The organism is Brevundimonas sp. AVps7 (genome assembly GCF_058681545.1).
Window position 1 is genome coordinate 1561115 of the sequence record NZ_CM178742.1, and the last position, 15499, is coordinate 1576613.

General features: G+C 66.7%; 16 protein-coding genes. 13 read left to right on the plus strand and 3 right to left on the minus strand.

Translation table 11 applies throughout. The annotated features are described in order from the left end of the window. Window positions 1–105: 105 nt before the first annotated feature. Entirely contained in the window at window positions 106–996 is an 891-nt protein-coding gene (dapA, locus tag ACW17Y_RS07670) for a 4-hydroxy-tetrahydrodipicolinate synthase (RefSeq protein ID WP_492038147.1), read from the plus strand. After that, entirely contained in the window at window positions 996–1499 is a 504-nt protein-coding gene (gene smpB, locus ACW17Y_RS07675) for an SsrA-binding protein SmpB (RefSeq protein ID WP_492038148.1), read from the plus strand. Before dapA ends, smpB begins: the two co-directional genes overlap by 1 nt. Here the strand turns inward: smpB and ACW17Y_RS07680 are convergent. Further along, entirely contained in the window at window positions 1496–2128 is a 633-nt protein-coding gene (locus ACW17Y_RS07680; protein ID WP_492038149.1) for a uracil-DNA glycosylase, read from the minus strand. The genes smpB and ACW17Y_RS07680 overlap by 4 nt on opposite strands. After that, entirely contained in the window at window positions 2125–2706 is a 582-nt protein-coding gene (locus ACW17Y_RS07685; protein WP_492038150.1) for a LabA-like NYN domain-containing protein, read from the minus strand. The genes ACW17Y_RS07680 and ACW17Y_RS07685 overlap by 4 nt, the downstream gene beginning before the upstream one ends. Between ACW17Y_RS07685 and folK the strand changes: the two genes are divergently transcribed. The 4 genes from folK (at window position 2705) to ACW17Y_RS07705 (ending at window position 6614) form a co-directional block, all read left to right on the plus strand. Beyond that, window positions 2705–3274 carry a 2-amino-4-hydroxy-6-hydroxymethyldihydropteridine diphosphokinase gene (gene folK, locus ACW17Y_RS07690; protein ID WP_492038151.1) on the plus strand — a complete coding sequence of 190 codons (570 nt, stop codon included), beginning with the start codon at window positions 2705–2707 and terminating at the stop codon, window positions 3272–3274. The genes ACW17Y_RS07685 and folK overlap by 2 nt on opposite strands. Before the next feature lies 1 nt (window position 3275). Beyond that, a complete protein-coding gene (locus ACW17Y_RS07695; protein ID WP_492038152.1) occupies window positions 3276–3869 on the plus strand; it encodes a hypothetical protein in 594 nt (197 codons plus the stop codon). Between the two features lie 100 nt (window positions 3870–3969). Next, window positions 3970–4329: a DNA-directed RNA polymerase subunit omega gene (rpoZ, locus tag ACW17Y_RS07700; RefSeq protein ID WP_298163127.1), complete on the plus strand. Its 360-nt coding sequence runs from the start codon at window positions 3970–3972 to the stop codon at window positions 4327–4329. A 218-nt stretch (window positions 4330–4547) separates the two neighbouring features. Next, window positions 4548–6614: a RelA/SpoT family protein gene (locus tag ACW17Y_RS07705; RefSeq protein WP_492038259.1), complete on the plus strand. Its 2067-nt coding sequence runs from the start codon at window positions 4548–4550 to the stop codon at window positions 6612–6614. Window positions 6615–6617: 3 nt separating this feature from the next. On the opposite strand, the gene ACW17Y_RS07710 is transcribed toward ACW17Y_RS07705, so the two are convergent. Further along, window positions 6618–6734, minus strand: a complete 117-nt coding sequence (locus ACW17Y_RS07710; protein WP_303695797.1) for a hypothetical protein — start codon at window positions 6732–6734, stop codon at window positions 6618–6620. A gap of 160 nt (window positions 6735–6894) precedes the next feature. Between ACW17Y_RS07710 and ACW17Y_RS07715 the strand changes: the two genes are divergently transcribed. The 7 genes from ACW17Y_RS07715 (at window position 6895) to pyrH (ending at window position 15480) form a co-directional block, all read left to right on the plus strand. After that, window positions 6895–6984: a hypothetical protein gene (locus tag ACW17Y_RS07715; RefSeq protein ID WP_492024195.1), complete on the plus strand. Its 90-nt coding sequence runs from the start codon at window positions 6895–6897 to the stop codon at window positions 6982–6984. 32 nt (window positions 6985–7016) lie between these two features. After that, window positions 7017–10481 carry a DNA polymerase III subunit alpha gene (gene dnaE, locus ACW17Y_RS07720; RefSeq protein ID WP_492038260.1) on the plus strand — a complete coding sequence of 1155 codons (3465 nt, stop codon included), beginning with the start codon at window positions 7017–7019 and terminating at the stop codon, window positions 10479–10481. Window positions 10482–10497: 16 nt separating this feature from the next. Further along, window positions 10498–10860, plus strand: a complete 363-nt coding sequence (locus ACW17Y_RS07725) for a GFA family protein (RefSeq protein WP_492038153.1) — start codon at window positions 10498–10500, stop codon at window positions 10858–10860. A 19-nt stretch (window positions 10861–10879) separates the two neighbouring features. Continuing rightward, a complete protein-coding gene (gene dacB, locus ACW17Y_RS07730; RefSeq protein WP_492038154.1) occupies window positions 10880–12460 on the plus strand; it encodes a D-alanyl-D-alanine carboxypeptidase/D-alanyl-D-alanine endopeptidase in 1581 nt (526 codons plus the stop codon). Window positions 12461–12707: 247 nt separating this feature from the next. Continuing rightward, the gene (gene rpsB, locus ACW17Y_RS07735) at window positions 12708–13589 is read left to right on the plus strand and encodes a 30S ribosomal protein S2 (protein WP_492038155.1); all 882 of its coding nucleotides are present in this window, start codon (window positions 12708–12710) and stop codon (window positions 13587–13589) included. Window positions 13590–13689: 100 nt separating this feature from the next. Next, entirely contained in the window at window positions 13690–14634 is a 945-nt protein-coding gene (gene tsf / locus ACW17Y_RS07740) for a translation elongation factor Ts (protein WP_492038156.1), read from the plus strand. A 99-nt stretch (window positions 14635–14733) separates the two neighbouring features. Then, window positions 14734–15480 (plus strand): UMP kinase, encoded by a 747-nt coding sequence (gene pyrH, locus ACW17Y_RS07745; protein WP_492038157.1) that lies wholly within the window; start codon window positions 14734–14736, stop codon window positions 15478–15480. Window positions 15481–15499 lie beyond the last annotated feature (19 nt).

Below are 15499 nucleotides of genomic sequence, written 5' to 3' on the forward strand. Positions count from 1 at the left end.
CGATCCCCATTCATCCCGGTTGCGGGTTTGAGCCCGGCAACCTACCCTCTTGCGTCTCGTGTCAGGCGCCCGTCGCCCATCCCCACGCAAGGTAGACTTGTTTCAATGACCGCCCCCTTGTTCAAGGGTGTGATCACCGCCCTGATCACACCACTTCGTGACGGAAACGTGGACGAAGCCGCGCTCGAACGTCTGGTCGAGCGCCAGATTGCCGCAGGCGTGCACGGTATCGTCGCCGTGGGCACCACCGGCGAAGGGGGCGGGCTCACCATCGAGGAGCACAAGCGCGTGACCTCGCTGTGCGTCCGGGTCGCGGCGGGCCGAATCAGGGTCATCGCCGGGGCCGGCTCGCCCGCGACCTATGAGTCGATCGACCTGGCCGCCCATGGCAAGACCTGCGGCGCCGACGGCGCCCTGGTGGTCACACCCTATTATAACCGCCCTTCCCAGGCGGGGCTGATCGCTCATTTCGAAGCGGTGGCCGAGGCGGTGCAACTGCCCCTGATCCTCTACAATGTTCCCGCCCGAACCGGCGTCGACCTGTCGAACGAGAGCGTCGCGCGGTTGGCGAAGCATCCGAACATCGTCGCCATCAAGGACGCCACGGGCGACATGGGCCGGGCCAGCTGGATGCATGCCAATCTCGTGTCATCGGACGCCCAGTTCGACCTGATCTCAGGTGATGACCACAGCTTCCCGGGTTACATGGCGCACGGCGGCGTCGGCCTGATCTCGGTGACGGCCAATGTTGCGCCCGAGGCTATGGTGGCTCTGTATAATGCGGTCGCCGCCGGCGATTTCGCGACCGCCCGTTCCTGGCAGGACCGGTTGATCGGTCTGCACAAGGCCCTGTTCCTGGACGCCTCACCGGCTCCCGCCAAATACGCCCTGGCGAAGCTCGGCTTCTGCACCGAGGAGATGCGGTTGCCGCTGATCCCGACGAACGATGCCGTCAAACCGGCCATTGATGCGGCGATGGCGGCGGCGGGTCTCTGATGGCCACGACGAAGGAAAAGGCTGCGGCAGCCGTCAAGGCGCCGATCACCAAGGCCAAGCTTATCGCCGAGAACCGTCGCGCGCGGTTCGACTATTTCCTCGAGGACAATCTCGAGGCCGGGATCATGCTGCTGGGGACCGAGATCAAGGCCTTGCGCATGGGTCGCGCGAATATCGCGGAAAGCTATGCGGCGGTGGAGGGGCGCGAGATCGTGCTCATCAACGCCGACATCCCGCCCTACGCCCAGGCCAACCGGTTCAACCACGAGCCGCGTCGACCGCGGAAACTGCTGCTGCATAGAAAGCAGATCGATCGGCTGATCGGTGCGGTCCAGAAGGACGGCCAGACGATCATTCCGCTGCGGCTCTATCTGAACGACGACGGCAAGGCGAAGCTCGAGATCGCGCTCGCCAAGGGCAAGAAGCTGCACGACAAGCGCGAGGCCTCGGCTGATCGCGACTGGCAGCGGGACAAGGCCCGGCTGATGCGGGACAAGGGTTAGCCTTCGATCACCGCCCGAGCCCGCCGGAAGATGTCCTCGAACATGTCCGGCGTCAGGCGGCCCGTGTTCGTGTTGAGCCGGGAGCAGTGGTAGCTGTTGATCAGGGTATAGGCGCCGACCCTCGCCTGAACGCCGTGGCCGGCGGCCATGGCGGACGCGGGCGCGCCCAGCGCCTTCAGTACGCTCTTTCGCGACACATCGCCCAGGGTGACGATGACTTTCAGCCGGGGCAGGGCGGCCAGACGGTCGATCAGGAACGGACGGCAGGTCTTCTCCTCGATCGGAAAGGGCTTGTTCAACGGCGGAGCGCAGCGGACGGCGTTGGTGATCATGCAGTCGACGAGTTGCAGCCCATCGTCGGGGCGCGCGTCGTAGACGCCGGTCGCGAAGCCCGTCTTCGTCAGGGTCTGGTAGAGGATCCACCCCGCGCCATCGCCCGTGAAGGGGCGGCCTGTGCGGTTGGCTCCGGTTCGGCCGGGAGCGAGGCCCGCGACCAGCAGCCGGGCGTCCGGATCGCCGAACGACGGGGCGGGGCCGTTAAACCAGTCGGGGTTCTGGCGCCGGTTCTCCTCCCGATAGGCGACGAGGCGGGGGCAGAGCGGGCAGTCGCGGGGCGGTTCGGGGGTCATGCGCGGTCGTCCCGGTCGAAGGTGCGGACCGTCGGGGCCGCGCTTGGCGTGCGTGGGCGACCGTAGTCCTGAAGCAGGTCGGTCAGATCGACGAAGTCGTCGGCCTGACGCCGCAGTTCGTCGGCGATCATCGGCGGCTGGCTCTTCAGGGTCGAGACGACGGTGACGCGAACGCCCTTCGACTGCATCGCCTGGACCAGCCGGCGGAAGTCGCCGTCGCCGGAAAACAGGATGGCGTGGTCGATGCGCGGGGCCAGCTCCAGCATGTCCACGGCGATCTCGATGTCCATATTGCCCTTGGTGCGGGTATGGCCCTGGGCGTCAGTGAACCGCTTCACGGGCTTGGTCACCATCGAGAAGCCGTTGTAGCCAAGCCAGTCGATCAGGGGACGGATCGGAGAGAACTCTTCGCCCTCGGTCACCGCCGTGTAATAATAGGCGCGAACCAGGACGGCTTTCTCCCGGAACGCATCGACCATCTTCTTGAAGTCGATGTCCGCGTTCAGGGCCTTGGTCGCCGAATACAGATTGGCCCCGTCTATAAACAGCGCCAGGCGGTCGGTCGGATAGAGTCTCATGGAAATCACATCCCCGGAATCGGTCACAGAGCCTGAAGCGATCAGCGTCAATATCGACGATGACCTGGATCTGGACCTGGCTGTCATCGTCGCGCTGGGTTGCAATGACAAGGGGGTGTGGGTGTCGTGCCGTGAGGCGCTGGAGGCGGCCCTGGCCCGGTTCCGGTCCGAGGGGATCGATGTGGTCGCCCGGTCCAGCTGGTGGGCGTCGCAGGCCTGGCCCGACCCGACCGATCCGCCCTTCCTGAACGGCGTCGTCATTGTCCGCACCGCCCATGACCCCCACGCCCTGATGGCGGCGCTGGGCCGGATCGAGGAGGCGTTCGGGCGTCGGCGCCTGGGCCCCAATGCGCCCCGGACCCTGGACCTCGACCTGATCGCCTATGGCCGGGAGCAGGGGGACTGCGTGGGCCTGATCCTGCCGCATCCGCGCGCTGCAGATAGGCTCTTCGTCATGGGGCCGCTGGCGGAGATCGCGCCGGGCTGGAAGCATCCGGCGGGCGGTCTCGCCGTCGAGCTTGCGCGGATGGCGAGTGTCGGTACTGATGCTCACCCTGTCCGGAGTTAACATGCGTTGGATCGTCTGCCTGACCATTGCTCTGGTCGCGTTGCCGACGTCCGGGTGGGCCCAGACGGGATGGTTGGCCGTCGGAGAGGCGACCGCGCCGCGAGACGCTTGGCCCGTTGGGGGCTTTGCTGTGTCGGGTCGCAATGGAGCCTGGCGGCACGACATCTACAGCCGGTTCGTGCCCTATCCCGACGCTGAGGACGGACGGGGTTCCAGCCACTTCGCCATCCGCAAGTCGCTGAATAATCCGGAGGGCATCGAGCAGATCGTCTGGGCGGACGAAGACACCTGTCCTCAGGTTTTGGGGGTGATGCGCGCGTTAGATGCGTTTCAGCCGCCGCAGATCGATATCTGGGGGTTGCAACGGCGCATCCCCGCCGAAGCGGGCAGCCATCCTGCCCCGCCCGGACCGGACGGAAACAGCTACGCGATCTGGGTGAAGGCGCAGGCGCAGACGGCGGATGGCGCGTTCACGGATCTGACGGTCGCCGGCGGGGCTGGATTGATCAAGAGCTTTGTCGAGTTCGCCGAACGCCAGCTGTCGGCCTGCTGGAGCAGCGACATTCCGGCCGGCTTCGAACGGTCGCACCGGTAGCCGCCGCAAAAGCGCCGCCCTCGGATTGCAAACATGTGGCGTTGCACAAATCCACACCTATCTGTATGCAACGCGGTTCTCCCCCCGCCCGAGGTAATTCATGGCTCGCGTCACTGTCGAAGACTGCATCGAGAAGGTGCCGAACCGTTTCGGACTGGTCCTGCTGGCCGGTAACCGCGCCCGCGCGATCGCCAACGGCGCCGCCCTGACGCTCGATCGCGACAACGACAAGAACCCGGTCGTCGCCCTGCGCGAGATCGCGGAAGACACCGTCGTCCCCGCCGAACTGCTGGAGACCGTCGTGGTCGCCCTGCAACGTGTCGACGAGCGCACCGAAGCCGAGGACGAGGCGGAAATCGTCGGTCTGCTGGCCGAGCCGCAGCACATGAACATGGCCGAGGCCGAACTGATCCGCGCGCTGCAGAGCGACCGGGACGGTGGCCAGGAGGAGCGGTACTGACGGCCGAACCCGCCAACGGTATCACCATCCTCCCGGCGCGGTCCGGTTCGACCCCGCCTGCGAACGACACTGCCAAAGACTCCCTTTCGCCGTCGGCTGCTCCGCAGCCGGCGGCGAAACGCATTCCGGTCCTGCGCCAGTTCGAATTGATCGAGGCGGTCAAGGCCTATGACCCCACCGCCGACGAGGCCCTGCTGAACCGGGCCTATGTCTATGCGATGAAGATGCACGGCTCGCAGCTGCGGGCCTCGGGGGACCCCTATTTCGCCCACCCGATCCAGGTCGCGGGCATCCTGACCGACTACAAGCTCGACACCGCCACGATCGTCACGGCCCTGCTGCACGACGTGGTCGAGGACACCTCGGCGACGCGCGACGACATCGCCGCCATGTTCGGCGAGGAGGTGGCCGTCCTGGTCGAGGGCGTGACCAAGCTGAGCCGCCTCGAGCTTCAGGCCGAGCACACCCGCCAGGCCGAGAACCTGCGCAAATTCATTCTGGCCATCAGCCGCGACGTCCGGGTCCTGCTGGTGAAGCTGGCGGACCGTCTGCACAACATGCGGACGCTGAAATACGTCAAGCCGGAGAAGCGCGAGCGGATCAGCCGCGAAACGCTGGAGGTCTATGCGCCGCTGGGCCGGTCAATCGGCATCCATTCGATCGCGTCCGAGCTGGAAGAGCTGGCGTTCGAGCATCTGAACCCCACGGCCCGGACCGCCATCGAGCGGCGACTGGAGGCGCTGAAGCTCGAACACGGCCATGCGACCGAAGGGGTGGCCGCCGAGATCCAGCAGGTCCTGAGCGAGGCCGGCATCACGGCGCGGGTCTATGGCCGCCAGAAGACGCCCTATTCGATCTGGAGGAAGCTGCAGCGCAAGTCGGTCGGGTTCTCGTCTCTGTCGGACATCTATGGCTTCCGGGTCCTGGTCGAGTTCGAGGACGACTGTTACCGGGCGCTGGGCGTGATCCACCGCGCCTGGCCGATGGTGCCGGAGCGGTTCAAGGACTTCATCTCCACGCCCAAGTCGAACAACTACCGCTCCCTGCATACGACCGTGGTCGGGCCGGGCGGTCTGCGCATCGAGATGCAGATCCGCACCGAGGCCATGGACCGGGTCGCCGAGGACGGGGTGGCGGCGCACTGGGCCTACAAGAACCATTCCTACGGCTTCGACCCCGAGGCGATGGAGAAGGACGGCGGACGCGACCCGCTGCAGAACCTGCGCCACCTCGTGCAGGTCATCGAGCACGGCGAGGGGGGCGAGGACTGGGTCGAGCACGCCAAGCTCGAGATGTACCTCGATCAGGTCTTCGTCTTCACGCCCAAGGGCGCGCTGATCACCCTGCCGCGCGGCGGTATGGCGCTGGACTTCGCCTATGCGGTCCACACCGAGGTCGGGGACACGGCCGTGGGCGTGAAGATCAATGGCGAGCTGAAGCCGATGCGCACGGCGCTGCAGAACGGCGACGTGGTCGAGATCATCCGCGGCAAGAAGCGCGAGGCGCCGGCCGACTGGCGCAGTCTGACAGTCACCGGGCGGGCGCGTTCAGCAATTCGTCGACACATCCGCTCGTCAGAGCGGGACGAGTTCCACAAGCTCGGCAAGACGACGCTGGAACAGGCCCTGACCCGCGCCGGCAAGTCGCTGGCCGATGTGTCGCTCAAGGCCGTGGTCGAGACCCTGGCCGCGGGGACGCAGGAAGAACTGTTCGACGCGATCGGGCGGGGACGGATTCAGCCCAACAAGGTTGTGGAAATCCTGTTCCCGTCGCTGAAGGGCACCCTGACCATGGGGACGGATCGCAAGAAGATCGGCGACGCCCAGGCGCGGTTGTTCGTGCGCGGCGGCGGTCTGACTCCCGGGGTCAGCATCCATTTCGGCGCCTGTTGCACCCCGGTGCCGGGCGACCGGATCGTCGGCATCCTGGAGCCGGAGAAGGGCCTCACTGTCCACGTCATCGACTGCCAGAAACTGGCCGATTTCGCCGACGACGACAGCGTCTGGCAGGACCTGCAATGGACGCCCCAGGCCGAACAGGGCGTGGTCGGCACCGCCCGCCTGCGCGCCACGATCCAGAACGCGCCGGGCGTGCTCGGTCAGGTCGCCACGGTGATCGGCGAGGCCGGCGGCAACATCCTGAACCTCAAGATGGCCCACAGGCAGTCGGACTTCTTCGACGTGGACCTGGACGTCGAGGTCGCCGACGCGAAGCACGCGACCAGCATCATCGCCGCCCTGAGGGCGAACCCCAGTGTGGATACGGTCGAGCGGTCGCGCGGCTGACGCCTATTTCTTGCCGGGCGGCTGGGTGAAGGGCGAGGTCCCGACGGAGACCGCCGGCTTGGGCTTCTCGGCCTTGGGTTTGCGGACTTCCTTGTTCGACTTCACTTGACCCTTGGCCATCGCCGGTACTCCTGACGGGCGCGGCCGGGAGGGCGGCGCGGTGTCTGCGTTGAGCGTAGACCTTTCCAGTGCGTCCGTCGCCATCGGTTCACACGCCTGTTGACGAGAACAAACAGCCAACATAGAACAAGACAGGAACACGCAATCTGGGGATAAGACGATGACACGGGTGGTTCGGGAAGCGCTGTCGCTTGCATCGTGCGGCGGGTTTGTCTGGATGGTCTGGCAGGTCGCCCTGCTGGCGAGATGAGTCGCCTCCGGCCTGTCCTCGAGGATATGGCCATCACCGATACGCCCGCAGAGACCGGTTTCGTCCATCTGAGGGTGCGCTCGGCCTATTCGCTGCTGGAAGGTGCGATCAAGGCGGGCAAGGTCGGCAGGCTGGCAGCCGATGCGGGCATGCCGGCGGTGGCTGTGGCCGATCGGGTCAATCTGTTCGGGGCGCTGGAGTTCTCGGAAGCTTCGAAGAGCGTCGGTGTTCAACCGTTGATCGCCTGTGCGCTTCCGGTGACCGGCATCGGCGGCAAGCGGGGCGAGCGCTGGGCCAAGGTCCCGACCGTGGTCCTGATCTGCCAGAGCGAGATCGGCTGGCGAAATCTCTGCGCCCTGTCGTCCTCGGCCTATCTCGATGCCGGTGATGACGAGCCGCACGTGCCATGGGCGAAGGTCGTCGCCCATTCGGAAGGGCTGATCCTGCTGTCCGGCGGCCCCGACGGTCCCGTCGATCCCCTGTTCGTGCAGAACAAGCCGGCCGAGGCCGCGACGACCCTGGCGACGATGGCCGGGGCGTTCGGCGACCGCTTCTACGTCGAACTTCAGCGCCACGGTCTGTCGGACGAGGCGGCGGGCGAACGCGGCCTCGTCGAATGGGCCTATGCGAACGACGTCCCGCTGACGGCGACCAACGACGTCCACTATGCCAGGCAGAACCAGGCGAAGTCGCACGACGCCCTGCTGTGCATCGCGGACGGCGCATTCACCGGTCAGGAGGATCGGCGCCGGATCACGGACCAGCATTTCTTCAAGACCGCCGCCGAGATGCGGACCCTGTTCGCCGACCTGCCCGAGGCCTGCGACACCACGATCGAGATCGCGCGGCGCTGCGCCTTCCTGGTCAAGACCCACCCGCCGATCCTGCCGCGCTTCGACGCCGGCGACGGGCGCACCGAGCCTGACGAACTGATGCACCAGGCCCGCGAGGGGCTGAAGGCGCGGCTGAAACAGGTGACGCCCTCCGCGCCCGAGGCCGACTACTGGGCCCGGCTGGAATGGGAGGTCGGGATCATCACCCAGATGGGCTTCCCCGGCTATTTCCTGATCGTGGCCGACTTCATCAAATGGGCCAAGTCGCACGGGATTCCGGTCGGGCCGGGGCGGGGGTCGGGGGCCGGGTCGCTGGTCGCCTGGGTGCTGACGATCACCGATCTGGACCCCCTGCGGTTCGGCCTGCTGTTCGAGCGGTTCCTGAACCCCGAACGGGTCTCCATGCCCGACTTCGACATCGACTTCTGCCAGGAGCGGCGGGAGGAGGTGATCACCTATGTTCAGGAGCGCTACGGCAAGGACCGGGTCGCCCAGATCATCACCTTCGGCACGCTGCAGGCGCGGGCCGTGCTGCGCGATGTCGGGCGGGTGCTGCAGATGCCCCTGGGCCAGGTCGACCGGCTCTGCAAGATGGTGCCGAACAACCCGGCCAATCCCACGACCCTGGCCCAGGCCATCGAGATCGAGCCGCGTCTGAAGGAGGCCCGCGACGCCGAAAAGTCGGTGGCGAACCTGCTGGCCACGGCGCTGGAGCTCGAGGGCCTCTACCGCAACGCCTCGACCCACGCCGCCGGCATCGTCATCGGCGACCGGCCCCTGGTCGAGCTGACGCCGCTTTATCAGGACCCCCGCTCGGACATTCCGGCCACCCAGTTCAACATGAAATGGGTCGAGCCGGCGGGTCTGGTGAAGTTCGACTTCCTGGGCCTCAAGACCCTGACGGTGCTGGACCGGGCCCACGGCTATCTGAGCCGGCGCGGGGCGGCGCAGGACTTCAACCTGCTGCCGCTCGACGACAAGTCGACCTATGAGCTGATGGCGTCGGGCCAGACGGTCGGGGTGTTCCAGCTGGAATCCCAGGGCATGCGCGACACCCTGCGCAAGATGCGCTGCGGCTCCATCGAGGAGATCACCGCCCTGATCTCCCTCTACCGGCCCGGGCCGATGGAGATGATCGACACCTATATCGACCGCAAGTTCGGACGCCAGGAAGTCGACTACCTGCATCCGTCTTTGCAGGAGACGCTGTCGGAGACCTACGGCGTCATCATCTACCAGGAACAGGTGATGAAGATCGCCCAGATCCTGGCCGGCTATTCGCTGGGCGAGGCCGACCTTCTTCGACGCGCCATGGGCAAGAAGAAGAAGGAGGAGATGGACATCCAGAAGGCGCGCTTCATCAAGGGCGCCTCCGAGAAGTCCGTGCCGGAACAGCAGTCCGACGGCATCTTCGAACTGGTGGCCAAGTTCGCCGGCTACGGCTTCAACAAGTCGCACGCGGCCGCCTATGCGCTGATCTCGTATCAAACCGGCTGGCTGAAGGCGAACCATCCGGTCGAGTTCTTCGCGGCGTCGATGTCGCTGGACCTGTCCAACACCGACAAGCTGGCGGTCTTCTATCAGGACGCCCGCAAGTTCGAGGTGCCCGTGCGCGCGCCCGACGTGAACGGCTCCTCCGCCGACTTCGACGTGGCCTGGGGCGACGACGGCAAGGGGGCGGTCCTCTATGCGCTCGGCGCCATCCGCAACGTGGGCCTCGAGGCCATGAAGCACGTCGTCGAGGTGCGCGAGACGGGTGGCCGGTTCGCCGACATCTTCGACTTCCTGGAACGGGTCGATCCGCGCGCGGTCAACAAGCGGGCGCTGGAAGGTCTGGCCAAGGCCGGTGCGTTTGACAGCATCCACCCGAACCGGCGCCAGCTGTTCGAACAGGCCGATGTGCTGATGGCCTATTGCCAGAGCGTGGCGGCGGACCGCACCTCTTCGCAGGTCAGCCTGTTCGGCGCCGATCAGGCGGCGGCGTCGCGACCGCGCCTGAAGAGCATGGATCCATGGGTCGGGCCGGAGCGGCTGGATCAGGAACTCTCGGCGGTCGGCTTCTACCTGTCCGGCCACCCGCTGGAGGACATGGAGGGGGCGCTGCGCAGGAAGCGCGTGACCTTCGTCGTCGAGGCCGTGCAGCGGGCGGAACAGGGCCACGACGCCTTCATGATGGCCGGGGTGGTGCGTCGTCGCCAGGAGCGGGCCAGCGCCAAGTCCGGCGAGAAGTTCGCCTTCGTCACCTTCTCGGACCCGACGGGCGAGTTCGAATGTCTGTTCCCGCCCGAACAACTGAGGAAATGCCGCGAACTGCTGGAGGTCGGCGCCGCCCTGATGGTCCGGGTGCGGGCCAAGTCGTCGGACGGAGAGGTGCGGTTCTTCGGCGACGACTGCTCGAAGCTGGACGCGCTGGTGGACGACGCCACGGTAGGGCTGCGGGTGCACGTTTCGTCGACCGCCGGAGACCCGGCGGCGATCCAGGCCCGGCTGGCGCGAGCGCTGGCTCAGGGCAAGGGCGGGGAAGTCTCGCTGGTCACCTCGGTCCTCGTGAACGAGAAGCGGCGCGAGATCGAGCTGCTGCTGCCCGGACGCTATCGGCTGGACGGGGCCCTGCGCGGCGCGCTGAAGTCCGCGCCGGGCGTACTGATGCTTGAAGACGCCTGAACCGGAGGAGAGATCGATGACCACCGCTACTCATTCCGGAGCCTGTCACTGCGGCGCCGTCGCCTTCGAGGTCGAGACCGACCTGGAAATGGTGATGGAGTGCAACTGCACCCACTGTTTCCGCACCGGGGTCTGGCTGACCTTCGTCGAGCCCTCGGCCTTCCGTCTGCTGCGCGGCGAGGACGCGGTTCAGGAATACCTCTTCAATACCCGCAAGATCCGGCATTTCATCTGCAAGACGTGCGGCGTTGAAACCCACGGCGAGGGCGCCGGCCCGGATGGCAAGGTCAACATTGCGGTGAATGTCCGCTGCCTGACCGATATCGAACCGTTCAGCGTCACCCCGACGATGCGCTACGACGGCCTGCATACGATCTGAAACGCGGCGGAGAAACGGGATGGGAGTTCGCCGAGGGGGCTTGAAGCCCGGCCTGACCGCGGCGAACGTTGACCGTCTTGGCGGCCTTCGGTCCACTGCGGCGGCGGCCTTCTGGCTGCTGTTCGCAGGGTTCGGTCTCTCGGTCGGCGCCTGTGCGTCGCAGGGGGCGGATCGTGCCGCGATCGCGCCATCGACGGTCGCCATTCTGGACAATCCCGGCCTGGGCGGCACGCGCTGGGGCCTTCTGGCCGTGACGACCGAAGGCGGGACGGTCGCCGGGGTGCGGGCCGACGATCGGTTCAGCCCGGCGTCCAACACCAAGATCTTCACCACGGCGGCCGTCTTCGCCCGGCTGGTCGACCTTGATGCGGCCGACCCGAACGATGGGACGTCCGTGAAGCTGGAGCCACGCGCCGATGAGGGCGCACCGGATGTGGCCCTGATCGGGGCGGGCGACCCCGCGCTGGGCGACGGGCCGGCCTGCGTCGAGACCTGCCTCGCCGAACTGGCCGATGCGGTCGCGGCTCGAACCCGACGGGTCGGCGACGTGATCGGGGACGACAGCCTCTATCCCGACGAGCGATGGGGGGCCGGCTGGAGCTGGGAGGATCTGCAGACATCGTTCGGAACGGCCATCTCAGCCCTGACCGTGAACGACAATGTCGTCCTCCTGGAGGTGACGCCCGGAGAGGCCGCTGGCGCGCCGCTGCGAACAGCATGGCGGGCGGGCGACGATCTTCTGGTTCTGCAGACCGAGGCGATCACGGTCGAGGAGGGAGAGGCCGATCTGCGGCTGGAGCGGCGACCGGGGTCGGACGTCGTTCGTCTCTACGGCCGGATGCCGGTACGGGGGACCGCGATTACTTTGCGCATCGGGATCGACGATCCGGCGGCTGCGGCGGCGGAGCGGTTCAGACGCCTGCTGGAGCAACGCGGGGTCGGGATCGAGGGGCGGGTCCGGGCGCGTCACCGTCCGCTGACCCTGGCGGACGACCCGGCCGCGCGCGAGGCCGCGGCGACCGCGAACGGGGATCGGGCGGCCGAGGCGGACGGCGTGGAGGTCGAGCGCCTGACACGACAGCCCCTGACAGCCAGTCTCCGGCGCATCGGCAAGTCCAGTCAGAACCTGTACGCGGAGCTGATGCTGCGTCGGCTGGGCCTGATCGAGGGGGCCGGTTCGCGCGCCGACGGGCTGGGCGTGGTGGAAGCCGTGCTGGCGGACGCGGGGGTCGAGCGTGCGGCCTTCGACCTGCACGACGGCTCGGGCATGTCGGTCTACAACCGCGTCAGCCCGCGTGCGACGACGACCTTCCTGCTGTGGACGATGAGCCAGCCGTGGGGCGAGGCTTGGCGGGCGACCCTGCCGATTGGCGGGCGGGACGGGACCCTCGCCCGGCGGTTCGTCGGCACGCCGCTGGAGGGGCGGATCTTCGCCAAGACCGGCAGCCTGAACGGGGTCAACGCCCTGGCCGGCTTCCTGACGGCGGCCAGCGGAAGGACGCTGGTCTTCTCAATCTACGCCAACGACCGGCCCTCGACGGCAGGGTCGGCGATCGAGGCCATGGACCAGGCCCTCGTGGCGCTGGCGGCGGCGAACTGACGGGTTCTGCCCGCGCCGGGTGAACGGCCGCAGGGCGGCTGGACGCCGTGCGGGACATCCGGCCAGAGCCTCACCCGGTCCGAGGCGCGTTTCGCTTGCCTTTCCGGTGCTTCCCGACTATATGCCCGCCCACTTCACACGCAGGCGTGGCGCGTTTCGGGGAGAAATCCTGAAGCGCTCCGTTCCGAGGGACCATCCGGTCCTTTCACCGTCTGCGGCGGAATAATCGGAAAAAGGACTTCCAAAGATGGCTTTGCCAGACTTCTCCATGCGCACCCTGCTCGAAGCAGGCGCTCACTTCGGCCACCAGACGCACCGGTGGAACCCGAAGATGGAGCGCTACATCTTCGGCTCGCGCTCCAACATCCACATCATCGACCTGTCGCAGACGATGCCGCTGTTCCACCAGGCTCTGGTGGCCGTGCGCGAAGTCGCCGCCAAGGGCGGTCGCGTTCTGTTCGTCGGCACCAAGCGCCAGGCCGCTGAGCCCGTCGCCGAGGCCGCCAAGCGCTGCGCCCAGTACTATATGAACAACCGCTGGCTCGGCGGCACCCTGACCAACTGGCGCACCGTGTCGGGCTCGATCGCTCGCCTGCGCGAGCTGGAAGGCCTGCTGGAGCGCGGCGGCGAAGGCCGGGTCAAGAAGGAACTGCTGACCCTCGAGCGCGAGAAGGAAAAGCTGGAGCTTTCCCTGGGCGGCATCAAGGACATGGGCTCCATCCCCGACATCATGTTCGTGATCGACACCAACAAGGAAGCGATCGCGATCCTCGAGGCCCGCAAGCTGAACATCCCGATCATCGCGATCCTGGACACCAACTCGGATCCCGACGGCATCACCTATCCGATCCCGGGCAACGATGACGCCGCACGCGCCATCCAGACCTACTGCGATCTGATCGCCGACGCCGTCCTCGACGGTCTGGCCGCCGGCGCCGCCCATTCGGGCGTCGATCTGGGCGCGTCGGAAAACCCCGTCGAGCCGATGCTGGCCGAGGCTTCGGCCCCGGTTGAAGCCGATGTCGCCCCCGCGGGCGCCGAGGCCGTCGCCGAGGAAATGCTGGCTGCTTCGGGCGAAGAGACGCCTGCTGAAGAGCCGGCTGCCGAAGAAGAGCAAGCCAACGCCTGATCGGTTCGGTCCGGCGTTCCGGACCGTCCGCAAAACTGACATGCGGCCGGGCTAATCCAAGCCCGGCCGCTCACGCATTCAAGACCTCAGGAGACCAGAAATGGCCGAGATCACCGCCGCCCTCGTCATGGAACTGCGCGCCAAGTCCGGCGTCGGCATGATGGATTGCAAGAAGGCCCTCCAGGAAACCGACGGCGACATCAGCGCCGCGATCGACTGGCTGCGCGCCAAGGGCCTGTCCAAGGCCGCCAAGAAGGCCGACCGCGTCGCCGCCGAGGGCCTGGTGGCCGTCGCCAGCCGTGAAGACGGCAAGGGCGAAATCGGCGCCGCCATCGAGTTCAACTCGGAAACCGACTTCGTCGCCCGCAACGAGCTGTTCCAGAACGCCGCCAAGGCCTTCGCCGAGAAGGGCCTCGAGCATCACACCGTCGAGGCCCTGCACGGCGCCGAGCTGGAAAACGGCAACACCATCCAGGCCGAGGTCACCAACATGATCGCGACCATCGGCGAGAACATGCAGCTGCGTCGCGCCGCTCGCCTGTCGGTCGATGAAGGCGTCGTCGCCTCCTACGTCCACAATGCCGTGGCTCCGGGCCTCGGCCGCATCGGCGTGCTGGTCGCCCTGCACGGCGGCGGCGACAAGGTCGCCCTGCGTGAACTGGGCCGCAAGATCGCCATGCACGTCGCCGCGACCGCTCCGCTGTCGCTGAACACGGACGATCTGGACCCGGCCGCGGTCGAGAAGGAACGCGCCGTCCTGACCGAAAAGGCCAAGGAAGAAGGCAAGCCGGAAAACATGATCGCCAAGATCGTGGAAGGCCAGATCAACAAGTTCCAGAAGGACGTGGTGCTGACCAAGCAGCCGTTCGTCATGAACCCTGACGTGACCATCGAGCAACTGGTCGCCGACACGGGCAAGGAACTGGGCGCGCCGGGCCTGCACCTTGCCGGATTCGTTCGTCTGGCTCTGGGTGAGGGCGTGGAGAAGGTTGAGGGTCCGGACTTCGCTTCGGAAGTCGCCTCGATGATGGCTCCGCAAGCTTAAGCGCAAACACTTCGTGACACTCGGGGCGCGTTCGGCTTTGAAGCCGGACGCGCCCTTCGTTTATGATGGCCCGCCCGATTCCCGCGAAACGAGACCCCCATGCCCGCTGACAGCACTCCTCCGAAATACAAGAAGGTGCTGCTGAAGGTCTCCGGCGAGGTCCTGATGGGGGATCAGGGGTATGGCATCGACATGCACACGGTCGACACGGTGGCCGCGGCCATCGCGCGCGTGGTCAAGGGCGGGACCGAGGTATGCCTCGTGATCGGCGGCGGCAACATCTTCCGCGGCCTGTCCAGCGCGGCCGCGGACATGGAGCGGGCCAGCGCTGACTATATGGGCATGCTGGCCACCGTCATGAACGCCCTGGCCATGCAGAACGCGCTGGAGAAGATCGGTGTCGACACCCGGGTCCAGAGCGCCATTCCGATGGCTGCCATCGCCGAGCCCTACATCCGTCGTCGCGCCGTGCGCCACATGGAGAAGGGCAGGGTGGTCATCTTCGCCGCGGGCACCGGCAACCCCTATTTCACGACCGACACGGCCGCCGCCCTGCGCGCCGCCGAGATGGGCTGCGACGCCCTGCTGAAGGGAACTTCCGTGGACGGCGTCTATTCCGCTGATCCGAAGAAGGACAAGACCGCGACCCGCTACGACCACCTGACCTATCAGGACGTGCTTTCGCAGAACCTGAAGGTCATGGACGCCGCCGCCATCGCCCTGATGCGCGAATCGAAGATTCCGATTGTGGTCTTCTCGATCCGCGAGGAAGATTCACTGCGCAAGGTGCTGAAAGGCAAGGGGACGTTCACAGTGATCAGTGACGCTCCGCCCAAAGCCGCCTGAGACAAGACAAGACTGAAGG

Excerpts from the sequence above, each read along its gene's own strand:
- dapA (WP_492038147.1), top strand. The coding sequence starts at position 106 with ATGACCGCCCCCTTGTTCAAGGGTGTGATCACCGCCCTGATCACACCA.
- ACW17Y_RS07685 (WP_492038150.1), bottom strand. The coding sequence starts at position 2,706 with ATGAGACTCTATCCGACCGACCGCCTGGCGCTGTTTATAGACGGGGCC.
- rpoZ (WP_298163127.1), top strand. The coding sequence starts at position 3,970 with ATGGCTCGCGTCACTGTCGAAGACTGCATCGAGAAGGTGCCGAACCGT.
- ACW17Y_RS07710 (WP_303695797.1), bottom strand. The coding sequence starts at position 6,734 with ATGGCCAAGGGTCAAGTGAAGTCGAACAAGGAAGTCCGCAAACCCAAG.
- tsf (WP_492038156.1), top strand. The coding sequence starts at position 13,690 with ATGGCCGAGATCACCGCCGCCCTCGTCATGGAACTGCGCGCCAAGTCC.
- ACW17Y_RS07725 (WP_492038153.1), top strand. The coding sequence starts at position 10,498 with ATGACCACCGCTACTCATTCCGGAGCCTGTCACTGCGGCGCCGTCGCC.
- folK (WP_492038151.1), top strand. The coding sequence starts at position 2,705 with ATGGAAATCACATCCCCGGAATCGGTCACAGAGCCTGAAGCGATCAGC.
- ACW17Y_RS07680 (WP_492038149.1), bottom strand. The coding sequence starts at position 2,128 with ATGACCCCCGAACCGCCCCGCGACTGCCCGCTCTGCCCCCGCCTCGTC.
- rpsB (WP_492038155.1), top strand. The coding sequence starts at position 12,708 with ATGGCTTTGCCAGACTTCTCCATGCGCACCCTGCTCGAAGCAGGCGCT.
- pyrH (WP_492038157.1), top strand. The coding sequence starts at position 14,734 with ATGCCCGCTGACAGCACTCCTCCGAAATACAAGAAGGTGCTGCTGAAG.
- ACW17Y_RS07695 (WP_492038152.1), top strand. The coding sequence starts at position 3,276 with ATGCGTTGGATCGTCTGCCTGACCATTGCTCTGGTCGCGTTGCCGACG.
- ACW17Y_RS07715 (WP_492024195.1), top strand. The coding sequence starts at position 6,895 with ATGACACGGGTGGTTCGGGAAGCGCTGTCGCTTGCATCGTGCGGCGGG.
- smpB (WP_492038148.1), top strand. The coding sequence starts at position 996 with ATGGCCACGACGAAGGAAAAGGCTGCGGCAGCCGTCAAGGCGCCGATC.
- ACW17Y_RS07705 (WP_492038259.1), top strand. The coding sequence starts at position 4,548 with ATGAAGATGCACGGCTCGCAGCTGCGGGCCTCGGGGGACCCCTATTTC.
- dacB (WP_492038154.1), top strand. The coding sequence starts at position 10,880 with ATGGGAGTTCGCCGAGGGGGCTTGAAGCCCGGCCTGACCGCGGCGAAC.